Genomic DNA, 18,019 nt, shown 5'->3' with positions numbered 1-18,019 from the left:
CCCGAACCCCGGCAGCGCTCCCCCCGCGGCGCGACCACCGCGCTTCTCGTGGTCGCGACCGTGCTGGCGGGCACCCTCAGCCCGCTCCAGTCCACCGTCAACGGCGCCCTCGGCAAGGAGATCGACGACGGCAACGGCGCCGCCGTCATCTCCTTCGGGAGCGGTCTGGTCCTGATGGCCGTCCTCGTCTTCGCCCGGCCCACCACCCGCCGCCAGGCCCTGGCACTGCCCCGGCTGATCCGCGGCGGCCAGATCGGCTGGTGGAACTACCTGGCGGGGCTGTGCGGCGGCGCCGTGGTCCTGTCCGAGGGGATCGCCGTCGGCGCCCTCGGGGTCGCCGTCTTCCAGATCGCCCTGATCTGCGGCATGGTCATCTCCGGCGTGGTCTGCGACCGGTTCGGGGTCACCTCCGAGATCAAGCAGCCGGTCTCGGCGCCCCGGCTGCTGGGTGCCGTGCTCGCCGTCGGCGCCACCACCCTCGCCATCTCCCCCGCCCTGCACGTGCCCGGCGCGGTCGTGATGGCCGTGCTGCCGTTCGCCGCCGGGCTGCTGGCCGGCTGGCAGCCCGCGGGCAACGCGGCCGTCGCCCGCTCCAGCGGCTCCGTGCTGGTCTCGATCGGCTTCAACTTCCTCGTCGGCTTCACGGTGCTGCTGATCGGCTACCTGATCCGGCTGGGCACAGGGTCCGGGCACTTCGCGCTGCCGGACACGTGGTGGATGTACACCGGCGGCGCCCTCGGGCTGCTGTCGATCGCCTTCATGGCGCTGCTCGTGCGCGGCCTCGGGCTGCTCCTCCTCGGGCTCTCCTCGGTGGCGGGCCAGCTGCTGGGATCCCTGATCCTCGGCGCCATCAGCCCGTCCCTGGGGGAAGAGATCCACCTGGCGACCATCGGCGGTACGGTGCTGGCGCTCGTCGCCGCGGGGATCGCGATGATCCCCTCCCGCGGCCCGCGCGGCACGAACGTCGCGGAACAATGCGGCACGAGCGACGCGGAGCAGTCATGACCACCCCCGCGAGCACCGCCGCGCAGGCCCCGTCTGGCCCGGCCGTCCAGACGGTCCTGGGGCCGGTCCCCGCCGACCGGCTCGGGCTCGTCCTGCCACACGAGCACCTGTTCAACGACCTGTCCGGGGTGCGGAATCCGCCCTCCTACGGCTTCACCGAGAAGCTGCCCGAGCGGCCGGTGAGCGCCTCGGTGGCGTGGGCGCTGCGGCACGACCCGTACTGCAACCGCGACAACGTCGCACCCAAGCCCCTGGCCGACGTGGTGCGGGAGATCGACGCGTTCCGCGACTGCGGCGGCGGGACCCTGGTCGATGTCACGTGCAGCGCCGCGATCGGCCGGGACCCGGAGCTGTTGCGGCAGGCGGCCGAGCGCGGTGGCGTCCACGTCGTGATGGGGTGCGGCGCGTACCTGGAGCGGTTCGAGGGCGGGCGGATCGCCGCCGCGGTCGAGGCGCAGGCGGCGCGGATCGTCGCGGAGCTGGACCACGGCGTCGGCCCGCACGCGGTACGGCCCGGCGTCATCGGGGAGATCGGGGTCTCCCCCGCGTTCACCGAGGCGGAGCGCGCCTCGGTGCGGGCGGCGGCGCTGGCTCAGCTGGACCGGCCGCACGTCCCGCTGATGCTGCACCTGCCGGGCTGGCAGCGCCGGGCGCACGAGGTGCTCGACCTGGTGCTGGACGAGGTCGGGGTGGCGCCAGGGCGGGTCGTGCTGGCCCACATGGACCCGTCCGGGCACGACGCCGCCTACCAGGAGTCGGTGGCGGCACGCGGGGTGTGGCTGGAGTTCGACATGATCGGCATGGAGGTCGCCTTCCCCGGGGAGGGGGCCGCCCCGTCGGCTCCGCAGACGGCCGAGGCGGTCGCCCGGCTCGCCCGGCGCGGGCATGCGGGACAGCTCCTGCTCAGCCACGATCTGTTCCTGAAGCAGATGTGGACTCAGCACGGTGGCAACGGGTTCACCTTCGTGCCCACCGTCTTCGGCGAGATGCTGGCCGACCGTGGGCTGGACCGCGCGTTGATCACCCGCCTGACACACGGCAATCCGGCCCGCATGCTGGCCCCGGGGGCGGTCGGCTGACCGGCCCCCGGAGGGCGGCCGGCTGACCGCACGGTCACCGCCGGGGCGGGGGAGTCCCACTGGTCGGCAGAGCCCCAGAGGGCGTTCTCACTGGTCAGCAGGGCCCCGGGGGGGCGTTCCGACTGGTCAGCAGGGCCTCGGAGGGCGTTCCGACTGGTCGGCAGAGCCTCAGGGGGCGTTCTCACTGGTCAGCAGGGCCCCAGGGGGTGTTCCGACTGGTCAGCAGGGTCCCGAGGGGCGTTCCGACTGGTCAGCAGGGCCTCCCCCGGCACGGGGAATGCACACTGGTCCGAGAGCATTGACGAGGATGTAGTTCAACAATCAACTACTCCATCGACGAGCGCACGAGGACGGCGAGCACCATGACGGCCACGGCCACCACCCCCACGCAGTTCGGGATCTTCACCGTCGGCGACGTGACCCCCGACCCCACCACGGGCCGGACGCCGACCGAGCACGAGCGGATCACGGCGATGCTGACCCTCGCCCGCAAGGCGGAGGAGGTCGGGCTCGACGTCTTCGCCACCGGCGAGCACCACAACCCCCCGTTCGTCCCGTCCTCGCCGACGACCATGCTCGGCTGGATCGCCGCCCGCACCGAGCGGCTGATCCTGTCGACCTCCACGACGCTGATCACCACGAACGATCCGGTGAAGATCGCCGAGGACTTCGCGATGCTCCAGCACGTCGCCGAAGGCCGCGTCGACGTGATGATGGGCCGCGGCAACACCGGACCCGTCTACCCCTGGTTCGGGCAGGACATCCGCCAGGGCATCCCGCTGGCGATCGAGAACTACGCGCTGCTGCGCCGGCTGTGGACCGAGGACGTCGTCGACTGGCAGGGCCGCTTCCGTACGCCCCTCCAGGGCTTCACCTCCACGCCGCGCCCGCTGGACGGCATCCCGCCGTTCGTGTGGCACGGCTCCATCCGCAGCCCCGAGATCGCCGAACAGGCCGCCTACTACGGTGACGGCTTCTTCGCCAACAACATCTTCTGGCCCAAGGACCACTTCAAGCGCCTGATCAACCTCTACCGCGACCGCTTCGAGCACTACGGACACGGGACGCGGCAGCAGGCGTACGTCGGCCTCGGCGGGCAGGTCTTCATGCGGAAGAACTCGCAGGACGCGGTGAACGAGTTCCGGCCCTACTTCGACAACGCGCCCGTCTACGGGCACGGGCCGAGCCTGGAGGAGTTCACCGACCAGACACCGCTGACCGTCGGCAGCCCGCAGGAGGTCATCGACAAGACCCTGACCTTCCGCGAGTCCTTCGGCGACTACCAGCGCCAGCTGTTCCTGATGGACCACGCCGGGCTGCCCCTCAAGACCGTCCTGGAGCAGCTCGACATCCTGGGCGAGGAGGTCGTGCCGGTGCTGCGCAAGGAGATGGCCGCCGGGCGCCCCGCCGGAACGGCTGACGCCCCCACCCACGCGGCGCGCGTGGCCGCGCACGCGGCGCGCACGGGCGCGCACCACGACGAGCAGGAGGGAGCCGCCGTATGAGCCCCGTGAAACTGGCCGTCGTCTCGGCCGGGCTGAGCGAACCGTCGTCCACCCGGCTGCTGGCCGACCGGCTGGCCGAGGCGACCCGCGTCGCCCTGGCCGAAAGGGACGTCGAGGCCGAGATCTCGACGGTCGAGCTGCGGGACGTCGCCACCGAGATCGCCCACAACTTCACCACCGGATTCGCCGGCGGGGCGTTGCGCGAGGCCATCGAGCGGGTCACGGAGGCGGACGGGCTGATCGCCGTCACGCCCGTCTTCTCCGCCTCCTACAGCGGCCTGTTCAAGTCGTTCTTCGACGTGCTCGACAACGACGCGCTGACGGCCAAGCCCGTTCTCCTCGGCGCCACCGGCGGCACCCCGCGCCACTCCCTGGTGCTGGAGCACGCCATGCGGCCCCTCTTCTCCTACCTGCGAACGGTGACGGTACCGACGGCCGTCTACGCCGCGACGGACGACTGGGCCGCCGCGGACGACGGCATCACGCCGTCGCTGCCCCGGCGGGTCGCCCGCGCGGGCGGCGAGTTGGCGGGGCTGGTCGCGCCCCGGGCCTCCGCCGGACCCCAGCCGCAGCAAGAAGAGGTCATCCCCTTCGAGCAGCAGCTTGCCGCCCTGCGGGTGGAGGAGGACTGAGCGGGCCGGACCGGCACGTCCGCCCGCGCCGGGGTCCGGGTCCGGGTCCGGGGTCCCGGGCCCGGGGTCCCGGGTCCGGGGTACGTGGGTACCTCCGGGCCCGGCGTCCAGAGGGGCCGGCGGCCCGGCTCGTGACAGAGCCGCGCCACCTGTCATCCCGCTATGGTGACTGCGCATGACCGGCACCGAGATCGAGATCACCGCAGACCTGGTCCGCGACCTGTTGCGGGAACAGCATCCGGACCTTGCGGGGCTGTCCCTCCGCGAGGTGGCGGGCGGCTGGGGCAACCAGATGTGGCGCCTCGGAGACGAGTTGGCCGTACGCGTGCAGCGCATGGACCCCACCCCGGAGCTCCAGCTCAAGGAACGGCGGTGGCTCCCCGTGCTGGCCCCGCGCCTGCCGCTGCCCGTACCGACCCCGGTGCGGTTCGGGGAACCGTCCGCGCGCTTCCCCAAGCACTGGACCGTGATGACGTGGGTTGCGGGCGAGCCGCTGGACCACGGCTCGATCAGCCGCGGCGCCCACGCGGCCGACACGCTGGCGGGCTTCCTCCGGGCGCTCCATGTGGAGGCACCCGCCGAGGCGCCGATCGCCACGGACCGCGGTGCCCATCCCAGGACCTGCACAGACGGCTTCGAGAACTTCTTCCAGGCCGTCGCCCCCGCCGACCTCGCCGCCGACGTCCGGGCCGTCTGGGACGACGCCACCGCGGCCCCCGCGTGGGAGGGCCCGCCGGTGTGGGTGCACGGCGACCTCCATCCCGCGAACGTCGTCGTCTCTCACGGAACACTCGCGGGCATCGTCGACTTCGGCGACATGTGCGCCGGCGACCCGGCGTGGGACCTCGCCGCCGCGTGGGTGCTGCTCCCCGCGGGAGTGGCCGCACGGTTCTTCGAGACGTACGCGCACGCAGACGAGGCGGCGATCCGGCGCGCCCGCGGCCTGGCCGCCCTCAAGAGCCTCTTCCTGATGCTCATGGGACAGAACGGAGACCGCGGCCTTCCCGGCGGCAAGCCGCACTGGGGACCCGCGGGCCGGGCGGCACTCGACCGCGTCCTGAAGGGCGTGTGACGCACGCTTCCGCGCGACGGTCCCGGAGGCCGCGCCTCCGGGACCGTTGTGTGTGCGGTGGGCTCAGCGCCCGGTCCGCTTCACCCCGTCGACGAACACCGCCCACGCGAACGGAGAGAACGCCAACGGCGTGCGGGCGGTGTCCTTACTGTCCCGCACCGGGACGACGCCGCCGTCGCGCGCGGAACCCGGGGCCCACTCGACGCAGTTGCCGCCTTGGCCGTCGCTGTAGCTGGACCTGACCCACGTTGCGGTCACAATGCCCTCCCTACGCCTCCGACGGGCGGAAGTCAGCGCTCGTGGCGCTTCACGCCCCCTACGAAGGCTGCCCACGCGGCAGGCGAAAACGCCAGCGGGGCACGGCCTGTGTCCTTGCTGTCACGAACGGGGACGGTCCCCACGTCGGACACGAGCCCCGGGGCCCACTCGACGCAGTTGCCTCCTTGCTGGTCGCTGTAGCTGCTCTTGGTCCACTGCGTTTCGCTCATGCTCGTCCTTTACGGCGCTGATGAAGGCCACTGATTCACGCGGACTCAACGAACTAGCCCGGATGTGATCGTAAAGGCGGGCAGAACTGGCAACGGTTCCAGGGCCGTCGTACGGCTGCCCACCTTGGGGACCCTCGACGAAGACACACGGCCTGCTGCCGGGGATGTCCAGCAGGACGTACGGAGTACCGATACCAGCCTCTGTCGCCGAGTATGGCAATACCTGCACCGTGAGCGTCTTGTGCCGTCGCGCCTGCTCTACAAGGTGCTTCATCTGTTCCGCCATCACTCGGGCCGACCCGACTGAGGCTCGTAGGCACGCTTCGCTCAACACCACCCACACACCGGGCGGATCGGGCCTCTCAAGAATCTCCCGGCGCCGCATGCGGCTGGCCACCTTCGCGTCGATGTCTCGAGGCAACACGTTGGGGCGTCCACCGCTCAGCGATGCCCGCGCGTATGCCTCGGTCTGCAACAGGCCCATGATGAAAATGGTGGAGAAGTCTCGGACCGCAGTCGCGGCGCGCTCCGCATCAATGTACGGGGCGAACCACGCCGGGTACTCCCCCTCGATCACCCTACGCAGTTGCCGGACGAACAAGTCCCCCGTGCCGAACGTGCGGTCACACGCCTCGGCGAACTTCACCGAGGGCATGAACTCACCCGACTCGACGCGGCTCACATAGCTCTGGGTGTAGCCGGTGGCCGTGGCGAATGCGGTCTGGGAGATACCGCGAGCCCGCCTCACCCGACGGACGTCCTCTCCGAGACTTGGCGGGATACTCATGCCTGTTGGCCGCTTGCCTACCGTACCCATGACAACCTGCACCAACTTCCGTCAGCAGTAGCTGCATTCGGGCGCCCTTCCATGAGGAAAGGTGCTCATACCGCGTCATCGTAGCCCTCTTCGTGTTGTTCTCACCACAGTGAGTCACCAACTCGACCGCCAGGTGGGAACGATGGAGCAATCGGAAGTCGGGGGCGAGGCACGCCCCTGCGAGGACTGCGCGTGGTATCGCACGATGATCAACCGCGCGGCGGGCGACCCACGCCCCAGGGCCGACCTCGAAGCGCTCTTCGGGGCGCACCTGCACCGCAACCACGCGCCGGAGGTACCCGTCGAGGGGCACCGCCGCCTGCGGAGTGTGTGAGGTGTGGGCCGTGGGCGAGAAAGCGCGGGACCGGAAGTCCGGGAAGACGGGGCGGGTGATCCAGGTGACGGGGCCCGCCCCGTTCATCTACCGGCTGCTGCTGGACGAGGGGGCCCCGCCCATCGTCGTGTACCGGTACGGAGACCAACTGCGCCGCGTACCGGCGACCTCAGTCGCCGGTACGAGGGCGGAGGGCGTCGACGATGAGGTCGAGCAGGGGCCCGACCCGGTGCGGAGCACCGCCCGCGGTGTTGGCGTGGAAGAGACCCAGCAGCAGGGTGAGGACGTCGCCCGGGTCGACGTCACCACGGAGTGAGCCCTCTCGCGTTCCGGCCTCCAGGACGGTCGCGATCGCCGCGGTGAGGCGCCCCCGCGTGTCGGGGGTGGCGATGCTGCCGGAGGCCCAGCCGGCGCGGAGGGTCTCGAGCAGGCCGCGTTTGGCGGCGACGAACCCGGCGTAGCAGTCCAGCCAGCCGCGTAGCGCGGCGTCGGGGGGCAGGTCGGCGAGCAGGGCGGGGGCGGCGGCGACGACTTCGTCCAACTCTGCGGCGTAGACCGCCTCCACGAGCGCTTCGCGGGTCGGGAAGTGGCGGTAGAGCGTGCCGATGCCGACGCCCGCCTCGCGGGCTACGGCGTCGAGCGGGACGGCGCCCTCCGCGGTGGCGAACAGGGTGCGCGCCGCGGTGAGGAGTTTCTCGCGGTTGCGCCGCGCGTCGGCGCGGGCAGGGCGGCCGGGCGCGGGGCCGGGCGATGGCTCGGGCGGATTCAAAACGGAGGACCCTCCGGTAGTGCTACGGTCATAAGCGGAGCACCCTCCGCTTAATCCATCGTCTCACGGGAGCGACACCTCATGACGACCTCCTCGACGCCCTCGACGCCCTCGACCCCCTCGTCCGACCCCACCACGGCCGCCGGCGTCCCCCGCGCCGGAGGCCCCGGCCGGCTCGCCGGCCGTACCGTCTCCCGCGTCGGCTACGGCGCCATGCAGCTCGAACGCCTGAACGGCGACCGGGGATCGGCCCTCGCACTCCTGCGCCGCGCGGTCGAGCTGGGTGTGGACCACGTCGACACCGCCCAGTTCTACGGCGACGGCTTCGTCAACGGCCTCATCCGCGAGGCGCTCCGTCCCGAGGACGGCGTGCTGGTCGTCAGCAAGGTCGGTGCCACGGCCGACCCTGGTGGCCGCTTTCCGCTGCGGCTGGCGCAGCGGCCCGAGGAGCTGCGGGCCGAGGTCGAGGCCAACCTCGGCGCGCTCGGCCTCGACCCACTGCCGGTGGTCAACCTGCGCCGCGCGGAGACCGGTCCAGGCTTGCGCGCCGAGGGCGCGCAGGTGGTCGACATCGACGACCAGCTCGCCGTGCTGACCGCCCTGCGCGACGAGGGCAAGATCGGCAGGCTCGGGATCAGCAACGTCGGCCCAGAGGAGTTGCGCCGGGCCCTCCCGGTGGGCCTGGTCTGCGTGCAGAACAGCTACAGCCTCGTCTCCCGCGGCGACGAGGACATGCTCGGGATCTGCCTGGCCGAGGACATCGCCTGGGTGCCGTACTTCCCGCTCGGCAGCGCGTTCCCCGGCATGCCGAAGGTGACCGACGAGCCCGCCGTGCTCGCCGCGGCCCAGGCACTGGGCGCCACCCCGTCGCAGGTCGGACTGGCCTGGCTGCTCCACCACGCGCCGCACACTCTGCTCATCCCCGGGACGGCCGACGCCGCGCACCTGGAGGCGAACGTCGCCGCGGGCGCGCTCACCCTCGACGACGCGACGCTCGCCGCGCTGGACGCGGTCCCGAGCCGGTCGGGGGAGCCCACGTTCGAATGAGCCCCCCACGTGAGCTCCCGCCGTCTCAGCGCTCTTGCCGGCGCAGCGCGTCCTCGGTGACGGGGGTGAAGAAGTTGACGAGGTTGCCGTCCGGGTCGCGGAAGAGGAGGGAGCGGTTGCCCCACGGCATCGTCGTCGGCTCCTGAACGATCTCGCAGTCCAGCGAGGACACGCGCCGGTGTTCCGCGTCGACGTCGTCGACGCGGAACTCGATGATCACCGAGTGGTTGGCGGCGGGGCGGGCGACGTCCTGGCCGAACAGCGCCAGGGTGCGGGTGCTCGCGAGGGCGAGCGTGCACGAGGGGGTGACCAGCTCGGCGAAGTCGGGGGTCGCCCACCTCGCCGGGACGGCGGTGACCTGCTCGTAGAAGGCGACGAGGCGGGCGACGTCGTCGGTGATCATCCGGAGGGAGACGCAGTTCATGAGGGTGGCCTTTCGGGCGGTGGAGGCCCCGGGGATGCGGGGCGTCTCGCACGTTAGAGGCGATACCGGGCAGAATCCGCCCGGTATAGGGGGGACAATTTCGAGATGCCCACCTCGACCGCCCGGGTGCTCGCCCTGCTGGAGATCCTCCAAGGCGGCGGCCTGCGCACCGTTCCCGATCTGGCCGCCCGGCTCGGCGTGGACGAGCGCACCGTCCGCCGCTACGTCGGCCACCTGCTGGACCTCGGCGTGCCCGTCGACGCCGTGCGCGGCCGTTACGGCGGCTACCGGCTCGCGCCCGGTTACCGGATGCCGCCGCTGATGTTCACCGAGGAGGAGGCTCTGGCCGTGTCGCTGGGTCTGTTGGCGGGCCGCAGGGCCGGGCTGTTCGCCGGGGACGCGGCGGCGAGCGAGAGCGCGGCGGCGAAGCTGCGGCGGGCGCTGCCCCGGCGTCTGGGGCAGCGCCTGGACGCGCTGCTGGAGACCGTCGGTTTCACGGCGCGGCCCCGCCCGGCCGCCGCCCCGGAGGCGGAGGTGCTGCTCGAACTCGCCGAGGCCGCGCGCCACCAGCGTCCCGTGGCACTCACCTACAGCGACCGGAAGGGCCGCGGAAGCGACCGCACGGTGCTGCCCTACGGCCTGGTGGCGCATTCCGGGCGCTGGTACCTGACCGCCGCCGACCAGGGGGCCGCCGACCAGACCGCCGGGGACGGCGAGGTACGTACCTTCCGGCTGGACCGGATCGTCGCGCTGTCCGTGCGGTCCGGTTCGTTCGACGTCCCGGCGGGTTTCGACCCGGTGGCCGCCGTGCTGGACGGCATCGCGCGCACGCCCTGGGCCCACGAGGTCGTGGTGCGCGTCCGCGCCGACATCCCGCACGTCCGCCGCCACCTGCCGGCCGCGATCGCCACCGTGACCCCGGTTGCGGCCGGGGCCGACGGGGCCGGTGGAGCCGGTGGAGCCGGTGGAGCCGGTGGAGCCGACGACACCGGCGAGGCCGACGCGGCCACCGGCATCGGCACCGGCACCGGATGGGTGCGGGTGCGGCTGAGCGCCGAGCGGCTGGAGTGGATTCCGGCCGTGCTCGCCGCCGTGGACCGCCCGTTCGTCATCGAGCGCCCCGCCGCGCTGCGCGACCTGGTGCGCGCCCTGGCCCGCCGCCTCGACGCACACGCCACCACCGAAGGAAGCGGCCTTCCGCCTGGATGAGAAACGACCGCGGCCCGGTGTGTGTGGGGCACACCGGGCCGCGGAAGGTGGGGGGTTACCCAGCGAACTGGGTGGCGGGTGTCACTCGCGTGTCACCTGGGTGTCACTCGACGACGTTGAGGAGCAGGTTGGGCGAGCCCTCGCCCGGGTTGCCGACGACGTCCTTGGCGGCGCCGTCCGTCAGCGCCTTGGAGACGGCCTCCGGGGCGGCGTCCTTGTGCCCGGACAGGTAGACCGCCGCGGCGCCCGCGACGTGCGGGGAGGCCATGGAGGTGCCGGAGATGGTGTCGGTGGCGTCGTCACCGGTGTTCCAGGCGGCGGTGATGTCCACGCCGGGGGCGTACAGGTCGACGACCTTGCCGTAGTTGGAGAAGTCGGCCTGCGCGTCCTTGTTGTCGGTGGCACCGACGGTGATGGCCTCCGGCACGCGGGCGGGCGAGTTGTTCCCCGCGTCCGAGGACTCGTTGCCGGCGGCCACCGCGAAGGTGACGCCCGCCTTGATGGAGTTCTGCACCGCCGTGTCCAGCGCCTCGTCGGCGCCGCCGCCCAGCGACATGTTGGCGACCGAGGGGGCCTTGGCGTTCTTGGTCACCCAGTCGATGCCGGCGACGACCTGCTCGGTGGTGCCGGAGCCGTTGTCGTCCAGGACGCGGACGGCCACCACGTCGGCCTTCTTGGCGACGCCGTGCGCCTCGCCCGCCACCGTGCTGGCGACGTGCGTGCCGTGCCCGTTGCCGTCGGAGGCGTCGTCGTCACCGTCGACCGCGTCGAAGCCGCTGGTGGCGCGGCCACCGAAGTCCTTGTGCGTGGTGCGGACACCGGTGTCGATGATGTAGGCGGTCACGCCCTCGCCCGCGCTGTCCGGGTAGACGTACTTGTCGTCCAGGTTCAGCTCGGGGGTGTCGATCCGGTCCAGGCCCCAGTTGGGCGGGTTGGCCTGCTCGGCGCTGACGGTGTGCTTCTGGTTGGCGAAGACCTTGTCGACGGCCGGGTCGGCGGCCAGTTCCTTGGCCTCGCTCGCGGACATCTTCGCCGAGTAGCCGTTGAGGGCCTTGGTGAAGGTTCTGCGGACCTTGCCGCCGTGGTCGACGATGACCGTCTTGCCCTTCGCGGCGGCGGACTTGGTGCTGACCGCCGACTTCTTCATCGTGACGATGTAGCTGCCCTTGACGGCGTGTGCCGACTTGGCGCCCACGACCGTTCCGGTGGCCTGTGCCTCCGGGGCCGCGCTGGCGGGGAGCGCCGTGACGGTACCGATCGCGGCGGCTGCGACCGCCGCGGATATGCCGAGAGCAACCTTCTTGTGCGTCACTGCCATGGGGAGGGTTCCTCCTCGTGTGGGGGGTGCGCCTGTGGGGTGCGCGTTCGGCACGCTAGGCGCATTGTCACGGGCAGGACAAGGGGTGACCGGCACGGGCCGACGAGGCGTCAATTGCCGCACGTACGGTCATTCTTCGCGGCTCGGTCAGCCGACCCGCCCCCCTCGGCGGACCGGACGTTTACCGGTGGCCCCTCAGTGCGGAGCGCGCCGCCGCCGCACGGAACCGCTCAGTGGTCCGACCTGTGAGGGACGCCCGCCTCGCCCCGCCCGGCTGCCGCGCCCGGCGCCTGCGGCACCCAGCCGAGGCTCGCGGCGCGCATGCCGAGCTGGAACCGGGTGGTGGCGCCCAAACGTTCCATCAGCCCGTGCAGCCGCCGCTGGAAGGTGCGGTAGCTGATGCCGAGTTGACGCGCCATCACCTGGTCGGTCATGCCCGTCGTGAGCAGCGCCAGCAGCCTGGCCTCCTCGCGGCTCGGCCCGTCGTGCGCACCGGGACGCCGCCCCGCCAGATATTCCGAGATCGGCAGCGCTCTGCCCCACAGCACCTCGAAGAACTCGCACAGCACCTCCAGCAGCCCGGAGGGGTGGACGACGACGCTGCTGGCCAGCTCGTGGGGCGCGGCCCGCAGCGGGATCAGCGCGATGTGGTCGTCCGCGATCAGCATCTTCGTCGGGGTGTCGGCCATGACCCGGGCGTCCTCCCCGAGCCGGGCCGCCGCACCGATGTCTCCCTCGAACCGGTGGGAGGCGGCCAGTCCGTCGGTGTCGTAGATGACGCGGTAGCCGACGCCCCGGCGCAGCATCTGCGCCTGCACGGGCATCATGCCGGTCTTCGGATCGAGGCGGTCGGGATCGCTGTTGGCGTACGGCGGCCGGTCGATGCCCCGTATCTGGGCGCGTGCGCTGCGCTGGAGCTGGTCGACCTGGCGGATGACGGCCGCCCGCCCGGTGACGATCTCCACCAGGTCCAGCGGGTCGCGGCCCGGCGCGTTGGCCCGGAAACGGGCCGCCAGGTGCTGGATGTGGCGGCGGGTGCGATGGATCTCCTCCTCGCGGGCGAGCAGCAGCGATTCGAAGGCGATCTCGGGCGCCACCGGCAGGTAGCGCGCCTCGCCGTGGCCCCGGTCCGCGGCGAACCGCCCGACCAGGTTGAGCTTCTCCAGCGAGGTGAGCGCCGCACGGACGCGGGCGGCGCTCAGCCCCGCGGCGGTGCGCAGCTCGCCGACGGTCACGGCGCCGTCCACGAGTGCCTCGTAGACCTGCTGCTCGACCGGGTCGAGATCCAGAGCCTCCAACATGCTGGGCATCCTCAGCTCGGTGGCGAGTTCACGTCAATGACCGAACCCCGCCAGCCCCGCGCCAAATACACAGGAACCCTGCGAAAAACCGGCTCCGGGGAGTCCGCGCATACCCCGCCAGGGCATCCGGCTAGGGTGGTCGCCATGCCGACGGAGCAGTTCACGCGCCACTCCCGCACCCCCTGGTGCGCCCGCGCGCTGCTGCTCGCCGCCCTGCTCCTGGGCCTGGTCACCATGCACACCCTCGGCCACCCCTCGTCCGAGCAGGCGTCGGCCGCACCCGCGGCCTCCGCGGCCTCTACGGCCTCTACGGCCTCCGCGGCGCGGAGTGGCGGCCTCGCCCTCACGGCACCGGCCGAAGCCACCGGGCCCGCCGCGCACGCCATGTCCGGCGCCCAGGCCTCCGGCGCCCAGACCGCACCCGCCGCGCACGCCGCGCATGGTGCACCCGCCACGCACGCCGCGCTTGGTGCACCCGTCACGCATGGTGCGCCCGGCGATCACGCCGCGCCGCCTCAACAAGGCGAGCACGACACCCGTCACAGCCACGGCGACGGAGACAGCCACGGAGACGGCCACGGCGACGGTCACGGCACCGGCGACGGCCACGGCACCGGGATGGACCCCACCTCCATGTGCCTCGCCATCCTGGGCGTGTGGTCCGCCGTCGCGCTGCTGGGCGTGCTGGTGGTGCTGGTGCTGCGTCGGCGCGGAGCGGACCTCGCCGCTGCGTACCGCACCCGGCTGTTGCGCACCCTGTGGCCGCTGCCGCCGCCCAGAACCGCGGTCCGTCTCGCGCGGTTGTCGATCCTGCGGACCTGACAGGGCCCGCACCCACGCCCGTACGCCCCGAGGAAGCCGCCGGCTGCCCCGGAGTGAGGGCGTGCGTGTGCCCAGGTACGACAACAGGAGACAACCACGTGAGGTATCCCCATGCGTTCCCTCCCCACGCGTCGCACCGTGCTCGGCACCGGTGCGGCCCTCACCGCCGGCGGCCTGCTGGCGGCCTGTTCCGACACGGAGAGCACTGACAGCGCGGGCGGCGGGCGCCCGGGCGGTTACGTCGAACCCGACGGCGCCGAAGTCCGCGCCGCGGAGGCCGACCGCCCGAAGGGCCGCACCGAGAAGGTACGGCTCACCGCCACCCGCACCCGGCTGGAGCTGGGCGACGGCACGACCGCTTCGTCGTGGGCGTACGGCGACCGGGCGCCCGGCAAGGAGGTGCGGATCACCGCGGGCAACACGCTCGCGCTGACGCTCGCCAACCACCTGCCGGAGGCGACGTCCCTGCACTGGCACGGGCTGGCGCTGCGCAACGACATGGACGGGGTCCCCGCGCTCACCCAGCGGGAGATCAAGCCCGGTGCCGACTTCACCTACCGCTTCGCCGTCACCCACCCGGGCACGTACTGGTTCCATCCGCACTCGGGCGTCCAGCAGGACCGCGGCCTGTACGCGCCGCTGATCGTGGAGGACCCGAAGGAGCCGTTGGAGTACGACAAGGAGTGGGTGGTCGTCCTCGACGACTGGGTGGACGGCATCGACGGCTCCACGCCGGACGGCGTCCTCGCCGAGCTGAGCAAGGGCATGGACCACGGCGGCATGAAGGACGGCGGCGGCATGAAGGACGGCGGCGGCCGGGGCGAGGACGGCACTCAGGAGGACGGCGCTCAGGAGAGCGGCGGCCACGGCATGCACGGCATGGGCGGTGGCTCCCGCCCGGCCACGAAGGGGCCGAAGGGGCCGAAGGGGCCGAAGGGGCCGAAGGGGCCGTCGCGGATGATGATGGGGGCCACGAGTGAGCTGCTGGGCGGCGACGCGGGGGACGTGAAGTACCCGTACTACCTGGTGAACGGGCGCACCCCGCACGATCCGGAGAGCTTCCGGGCCCGGCCGGGCGACCGCGTGCGGATCAGGTTGGTCAACGCGGGCGGCGACACCGCCTTCCGCGTCGCGCTCGGCGGTCACCGCATGACCGTCACCCACACCGATGGCTACCCGGTCGAGCACGCCACCACGGACGCGCTGCTGCTGGGCATGGGCGAGCGCTACGACGTGCTCGTCACCGTCAAGGACGGCGTCTTCCCGCTCACGGCGCTGGCCGAGGGCAAGAAGGAGCAGGCCCGTGCGCTGCTGCGTACCGGCGGGGGCGCCACGCCGCCGGCCGGGGCCCGCCCCCAGGAGCTGGACGGCAAGCTGCTGACCGCCGGGAAGCTGAGGGCCGACGACTCGGTCCGCCTTGAGGCGGGCAAGCCGGACCGCACGGTCACCTTCAAGCTGACGGGCTCCATGGCGAAGTACGACTGGGGCATCAACGGCAAGAAGTACGACCCGAAGCAGCGCCACCCCGTCACGGCGGGCGAACGGGTAAGGCTGCGGTTCGTGAACACCACGGACATGTGGCACCCCATGCACCTGCACGGCCACACGTTCGCCCTCCCGGACGGCGGGCCGCGCAAGGACACCGCGATCGTGCTGCCCGGCAAGACGCTGGAGGTGGACTTCGACGCCGACAACCCGGGGCTGTGGATGGTCCACTGCCACAACGTCTACCACGGTGAGGCGGGCATGATGACGGTGCTCGGCTACCGTAAGTGAGCACGTGGGGCGGGTGCCGGACGCCGGTCGGGGGCCCGCCCCTAAACGTCAGCCCGACGATTACACTCGGGCCCGTGGCTCAACTACGTCTCGCGCTGAATCAGATCGACTCCACCGTCGGCGACCTGGAGGGCAACGCCGCGGCCGTCCTGCGGTGGACCCGGCACTCCGTCGAGCAGGGCGCCCACCTGGTGGCCTTCCCGGAGATGATGCTGACCGGCTACCCGGTCGAGGACCTGGCGCTGCGCCGGTCGTTCGTCGAGGCGAGCCGCACCGCGGTGCGGGACCTCGCGCGGCGGCTGGCCGACGAGGGCCTGGGCGAGGTGCCGGTCGTCGTCGGCTATCTCGACCGCTGCGAACAGGCGCAGCCCCGCTACGGGCAGCCCGCCGGTGCGCCGCAGAACGCGGCAGCGGTGCTGCACCGCGGCGAGATCGTGCTGACGTTCGCCAAACACCACCTGCCCAACTACGGCGTCTTCGACGAGTTCCGCTACTTCGTGCCCGGCGACACGATGCCCGTCATCCGCGTCCACGGCGTCGACGTGGCGCTGGCCATCTGCGAGGACCTGTGGCAGGAGGGCGGCCGGGTCCCGGCCGCGCGCAGCGTGGGTGCCGGGCTGCTGCTGTCCATCAACGCCTCGCCGTACGAGCGGGACAAGGACGACACCCGTCTGGAGCTGGTACGCAAGCGCGCACAGGAGGCGGGCTGCACCACGGCCTACCTGGCGAAGACCGGCGGCCAGGACGAGCTGGTCTTCGACGGCGACTCGATCGTGGTCGACGCGGAAGGCCGCGTCCTCGCGCGCGCAGGCCAGTTCGAGCAGACCAGCGTCGTCCTCGACGTGGAGCTGCCCGCTGCCGCCGCCACCCCGCCCTCCGGGGACGTGGACGACGGTCTGCGCGTCGAACACCGGGTGCTCTCCGCCGAGCCGCTGCCCGCCCGCGAGCCCCGGATCGCCGGCAGCGAGGCGCCCCGCATGGAGGACGACGAGGAGATCTACACGGCGCTCGTCACCGGCCTGCGCGCCTACGCCGCCAAGAACGGCTTCCGCTCCGTGCTGATCGGGCTGTCCGGCGGCATCGACTCCGCGCTGACCGCCGCCCTGGCCTGCGACGCCGTGGGCGCCGAGAACGTCTACGGCGTCGCCATGCCCTCCCGCTACTCCTCCGGGCACTCCAAGGAGGACGCCGCCGAGCTGGCCGAGCGCACGGGGTGCAACTTCCGCACGGTCGAGATCGAGCCGATGTTCGCCGCCTACATGCGTTCCCTGGAGCTGACGGGCGTCGCCGAGGAGAACCTCCAGGCCCGGCTCCGGGGCACCCTGCTGATGGCGCTCTCCAACCAGGAGGGCCACATCGTGCTGGCCCCGGGCAACAAGTCGGAGCTGGCGGTGGGCTACTCGACGCTGTACGGGGACGCGGTGGGTGCCTACGGGCCCATCAAGGACGTCTACAAGACGAACGTCTTCCGGCTGGCCGAGTGGCGCAACCGCGCCGCCCGGGAGCGCGGCCAGACCCCGCCCATCCCGGAGCGCTCGATCAGCAAGCCGCCGAGCGCCGAGCTGGCGCCCGGCCAGGTCGACACGGACTCGCTACCCGACTACGACGTGCTCGACGGCATCCTGAAGCGGTACGTCGACAGGGACCAGGGCGCCGCCGACATCGTCGAGGCGGGCTTCGACGCGGAGACGGTCCGCCGCGTGCTGCGGATGACCGACCGCGCGGAGTACAAGCGGCGCCAGTACCCGCCGGGCACCAAGATCTCCCCCAAGGGCTTCGGCAAGGACCGCCGCCTGCCGATCACGAACGGCTGGCGGGAGGGCTGAGAGGCGCGGTGGCCCGGTCCTCGGGCCACTCCCCCGCGCTCACCTGCCGGGGGACCGCCGCGCTCACCTGCCGGGAAGCCGCTGCGGGCGCCCGTGGGGAAGCCGCTGCGGGCGCCCGTGGGGCAGTCGCTGCCCGTGGGGAAATCGCTGCGCGCGCCCGCGGGGAGGCCGGCCGTCGCTCGAACGTGCGGAAGGCGGCCCAGCACAGCGCCAGCGCCCCCGCGAAGACCGGCAGCCACCCCAGCCGGGCCGCCACCCACCAGGCGCTGTCCGGTTCGGTGTGCAGCCCGGCCAGCGGCCCGGCGGCCAGTCCGGTCGCGGTGACCGTCATCATCGCCGTCTGGTGCCACAGGAACACCGTCATCGCCGAGAGGTTGACCAGCGCGACGGCGGCCCACACCCCGGGGCGGGCGCACACCCGCCGCAGCGGCCCGCGCAGCAGCAGCGCTCCCCCGCACTGCGCGAGGCCGAAGGTGACGGCCGCGAGGCTCGGCGGGGCCAGGTTGGACATCGCCGCGCCCGGCACCCCCACCATGGAGGCCGGGTAGCCGGCGCACAGCACGAGCACCGCCGTCGCCGAGGCGCCGCCCAGCAG

General features: G+C 72.4%; 17 protein-coding genes and 2 pseudogenes. 11 read left to right on the top strand and 8 right to left on the bottom strand.

The window, feature by feature from the left end; all coding sequences use genetic code 11:
• The first annotated feature begins 48 nt into the window (after positions 1 to 48).
• The 5 genes from AB8Z75_RS16495 (at position 49) to AB8Z75_RS16475 (ending at position 5,293) form a co-directional block, all read left to right on the top strand.
• Entirely contained in the window at positions 49 to 1,005 is a 957-nt protein-coding gene (locus AB8Z75_RS16495; protein WP_369202626.1) for a DMT family transporter, read from the top strand.
• Positions 1,002 to 2,084, top strand: coding sequence for a phosphotriesterase (locus AB8Z75_RS16490; RefSeq protein WP_369202624.1), 1,083 nt, complete (start codon positions 1,002 to 1,004; stop codon positions 2,082 to 2,084). The genes AB8Z75_RS16495 and AB8Z75_RS16490 overlap by 4 nt, the downstream gene beginning before the upstream one ends.
• Before the next feature lie 362 nt (positions 2,085 to 2,446).
• On the top strand, positions 2,447 to 3,589 hold the full coding sequence (locus AB8Z75_RS16485; RefSeq protein WP_369202622.1) for an LLM class flavin-dependent oxidoreductase: 1,143 nt from the start codon (positions 2,447 to 2,449) through the stop codon (positions 3,587 to 3,589).
• A complete protein-coding gene (locus AB8Z75_RS16480) occupies positions 3,586 to 4,221 on the top strand; it encodes an FMN reductase (RefSeq protein ID WP_369202620.1) in 636 nt (211 codons plus the stop codon). The genes AB8Z75_RS16485 and AB8Z75_RS16480 overlap by 4 nt, the downstream gene beginning before the upstream one ends.
• A 175-nt stretch (positions 4,222 to 4,396) precedes the next feature.
• Positions 4,397 to 5,293, top strand: coding sequence for an aminoglycoside phosphotransferase family protein (locus AB8Z75_RS16475; protein WP_369202618.1), 897 nt, complete (start codon positions 4,397 to 4,399; stop codon positions 5,291 to 5,293).
• 63 nt (positions 5,294 to 5,356) lie between these two features.
• Here the strand turns inward: AB8Z75_RS16475 and AB8Z75_RS16470 are convergent, their stop codons facing one another.
• The 3 genes and pseudogenes from AB8Z75_RS16470 to AB8Z75_RS16460 all read right to left on the bottom strand — a co-directional run.
• Complete coding sequence (locus AB8Z75_RS16470) at positions 5,357 to 5,551, bottom strand: DUF397 domain-containing protein (RefSeq protein WP_369202616.1); 195 nt, start codon at positions 5,549 to 5,551, stop codon at positions 5,357 to 5,359.
• A gap of 32 nt (positions 5,552 to 5,583) precedes the next feature.
• On the bottom strand, positions 5,584 to 5,781 hold the full coding sequence (locus AB8Z75_RS16465; RefSeq protein WP_369202614.1) for a DUF397 domain-containing protein: 198 nt from the start codon (positions 5,779 to 5,781) through the stop codon (positions 5,584 to 5,586).
• Positions 5,782 to 5,809: 28 nt separating this feature from the next.
• Positions 5,810 to 6,568: pseudogene (locus AB8Z75_RS16460) on the bottom strand (helix-turn-helix domain-containing protein); the annotation flags it as partial.
• Positions 6,569 to 6,740: 172 nt separating this feature from the next.
• Here AB8Z75_RS16460 and AB8Z75_RS16455 point away from each other — a divergent pair.
• The gene (locus AB8Z75_RS16455; RefSeq protein WP_369202612.1) at positions 6,741 to 6,932 is read left to right on the top strand and encodes a hypothetical protein; all 192 of its coding nucleotides are present in this window, start codon (positions 6,741 to 6,743) and stop codon (positions 6,930 to 6,932) included.
• Between the two features lie 169 nt (positions 6,933 to 7,101).
• On the opposite strand, the gene AB8Z75_RS16450 is transcribed toward AB8Z75_RS16455, so the two are convergent.
• Positions 7,102 to 7,701: a TetR/AcrR family transcriptional regulator gene (locus AB8Z75_RS16450; protein ID WP_369202610.1), complete on the bottom strand. Its 600-nt coding sequence runs from the start codon at positions 7,699 to 7,701 to the stop codon at positions 7,102 to 7,104.
• An 81-nt stretch (positions 7,702 to 7,782) separates the two neighbouring features.
• On the opposite strand from AB8Z75_RS16450, the gene AB8Z75_RS16445 reads away from it, so the two are divergent.
• Positions 7,783 to 8,748: an aldo/keto reductase gene (locus AB8Z75_RS16445; protein WP_369202608.1), complete on the top strand. Its 966-nt coding sequence runs from the start codon at positions 7,783 to 7,785 to the stop codon at positions 8,746 to 8,748.
• Between the two features lie 25 nt (positions 8,749 to 8,773).
• Here AB8Z75_RS16445 and AB8Z75_RS16440 read toward each other — a convergent pair whose 3' ends face one another.
• Positions 8,774 to 9,172 (bottom strand): VOC family protein, encoded by a 399-nt coding sequence (locus AB8Z75_RS16440; protein WP_369202606.1) that lies wholly within the window; start codon positions 9,170 to 9,172, stop codon positions 8,774 to 8,776.
• A gap of 105 nt (positions 9,173 to 9,277) precedes the next feature.
• Between AB8Z75_RS16440 and AB8Z75_RS16435 the strand changes: the two genes are divergently transcribed.
• Positions 9,278 to 10,381: a helix-turn-helix transcriptional regulator gene (locus tag AB8Z75_RS16435; RefSeq protein ID WP_369202604.1), complete on the top strand. Its 1,104-nt coding sequence runs from the start codon at positions 9,278 to 9,280 to the stop codon at positions 10,379 to 10,381.
• 103 nt (positions 10,382 to 10,484) lie between these two features.
• On the opposite strand, the gene AB8Z75_RS16430 is transcribed toward AB8Z75_RS16435, so the two are convergent.
• Positions 10,485 to 11,699, bottom strand: coding sequence for a S8 family peptidase (locus AB8Z75_RS16430; RefSeq protein WP_369202602.1), 1,215 nt, complete (start codon positions 11,697 to 11,699; stop codon positions 10,485 to 10,487).
• Between the two features lie 230 nt (positions 11,700 to 11,929).
• Complete coding sequence (locus AB8Z75_RS16425) at positions 11,930 to 13,009, bottom strand: LuxR C-terminal-related transcriptional regulator (RefSeq protein WP_369202600.1); 1,080 nt, start codon at positions 13,007 to 13,009, stop codon at positions 11,930 to 11,932.
• A 135-nt stretch (positions 13,010 to 13,144) separates the two neighbouring features.
• On the opposite strand from AB8Z75_RS16425, the gene AB8Z75_RS16420 reads away from it, so the two are divergent.
• From AB8Z75_RS16420 to AB8Z75_RS16410, 3 genes are all read left to right on the top strand, one after another.
• The gene (locus tag AB8Z75_RS16420; RefSeq protein ID WP_369202598.1) at positions 13,145 to 13,822 is read left to right on the top strand and encodes a hypothetical protein; all 678 of its coding nucleotides are present in this window, start codon (positions 13,145 to 13,147) and stop codon (positions 13,820 to 13,822) included.
• 111 nt (positions 13,823 to 13,933) lie between these two features.
• Complete coding sequence (locus AB8Z75_RS16415; RefSeq protein ID WP_369202596.1) at positions 13,934 to 15,598, top strand: multicopper oxidase family protein; 1,665 nt, start codon at positions 13,934 to 13,936, stop codon at positions 15,596 to 15,598.
• Between the two features lie 74 nt (positions 15,599 to 15,672).
• The gene (locus AB8Z75_RS16410) at positions 15,673 to 17,424 is read left to right on the top strand and encodes an NAD+ synthase (protein ID WP_369202594.1); all 1,752 of its coding nucleotides are present in this window, start codon (positions 15,673 to 15,675) and stop codon (positions 17,422 to 17,424) included.
• Here the strand turns inward: AB8Z75_RS16410 and AB8Z75_RS16405 are convergent.
• Positions 17,399 to 18,019 (bottom strand): annotated as a pseudogene (locus AB8Z75_RS16405) (hypothetical protein); the annotation flags it as partial. The gene AB8Z75_RS16410 and the pseudogene AB8Z75_RS16405 overlap by 26 nt on opposite strands.

It is taken from the genome of Streptomyces sp. PU-14G (assembly GCF_041028275.1).
Lineage (GTDB): Bacteria > Actinomycetota > Actinomycetes > Streptomycetales > Streptomycetaceae > Streptomyces.
The sequence above is the reverse complement of the archived record's forward strand: the minus strand, read 5'-3'. Positions and strand labels throughout refer to the sequence as shown.

What these genes read in the sequence shown, in the direction of transcription:
- AB8Z75_RS16490 (WP_369202624.1), top strand. Translation starts at nt 1,002, where the DNA reads ATGACCACCCCCGCGAGCACCGCCGCGCAGGCCCCGTCTGGCCCGGCC.
- AB8Z75_RS16485 (WP_369202622.1), top strand. Translation starts at nt 2,447, where the DNA reads ATGACGGCCACGGCCACCACCCCCACGCAGTTCGGGATCTTCACCGTC.
- AB8Z75_RS16480 (WP_369202620.1), top strand. Translation starts at nt 3,586, where the DNA reads ATGAGCCCCGTGAAACTGGCCGTCGTCTCGGCCGGGCTGAGCGAACCG.
- AB8Z75_RS16475 (WP_369202618.1), top strand. Translation starts at nt 4,397, where the DNA reads ATGACCGGCACCGAGATCGAGATCACCGCAGACCTGGTCCGCGACCTG.
- AB8Z75_RS16465 (WP_369202614.1), bottom strand. Translation starts at nt 5,781, where the DNA reads ATGAGCGAAACGCAGTGGACCAAGAGCAGCTACAGCGACCAGCAAGGA.
- AB8Z75_RS16455 (WP_369202612.1), top strand. Translation starts at nt 6,741, where the DNA reads ATGGAGCAATCGGAAGTCGGGGGCGAGGCACGCCCCTGCGAGGACTGC.
- AB8Z75_RS16445 (WP_369202608.1), top strand. Translation starts at nt 7,783, where the DNA reads ATGACGACCTCCTCGACGCCCTCGACGCCCTCGACCCCCTCGTCCGAC.
- AB8Z75_RS16440 (WP_369202606.1), bottom strand. Translation starts at nt 9,172, where the DNA reads ATGAACTGCGTCTCCCTCCGGATGATCACCGACGACGTCGCCCGCCTC.
- AB8Z75_RS16435 (WP_369202604.1), top strand. Translation starts at nt 9,278, where the DNA reads ATGCCCACCTCGACCGCCCGGGTGCTCGCCCTGCTGGAGATCCTCCAA.
- AB8Z75_RS16430 (WP_369202602.1), bottom strand. Translation starts at nt 11,699, where the DNA reads ATGGCAGTGACGCACAAGAAGGTTGCTCTCGGCATATCCGCGGCGGTC.
- AB8Z75_RS16425 (WP_369202600.1), bottom strand. Translation starts at nt 13,009, where the DNA reads ATGCCCAGCATGTTGGAGGCTCTGGATCTCGACCCGGTCGAGCAGCAG.
- AB8Z75_RS16420 (WP_369202598.1), top strand. Translation starts at nt 13,145, where the DNA reads ATGCCGACGGAGCAGTTCACGCGCCACTCCCGCACCCCCTGGTGCGCC.
- AB8Z75_RS16415 (WP_369202596.1), top strand. Translation starts at nt 13,934, where the DNA reads ATGCGTTCCCTCCCCACGCGTCGCACCGTGCTCGGCACCGGTGCGGCC.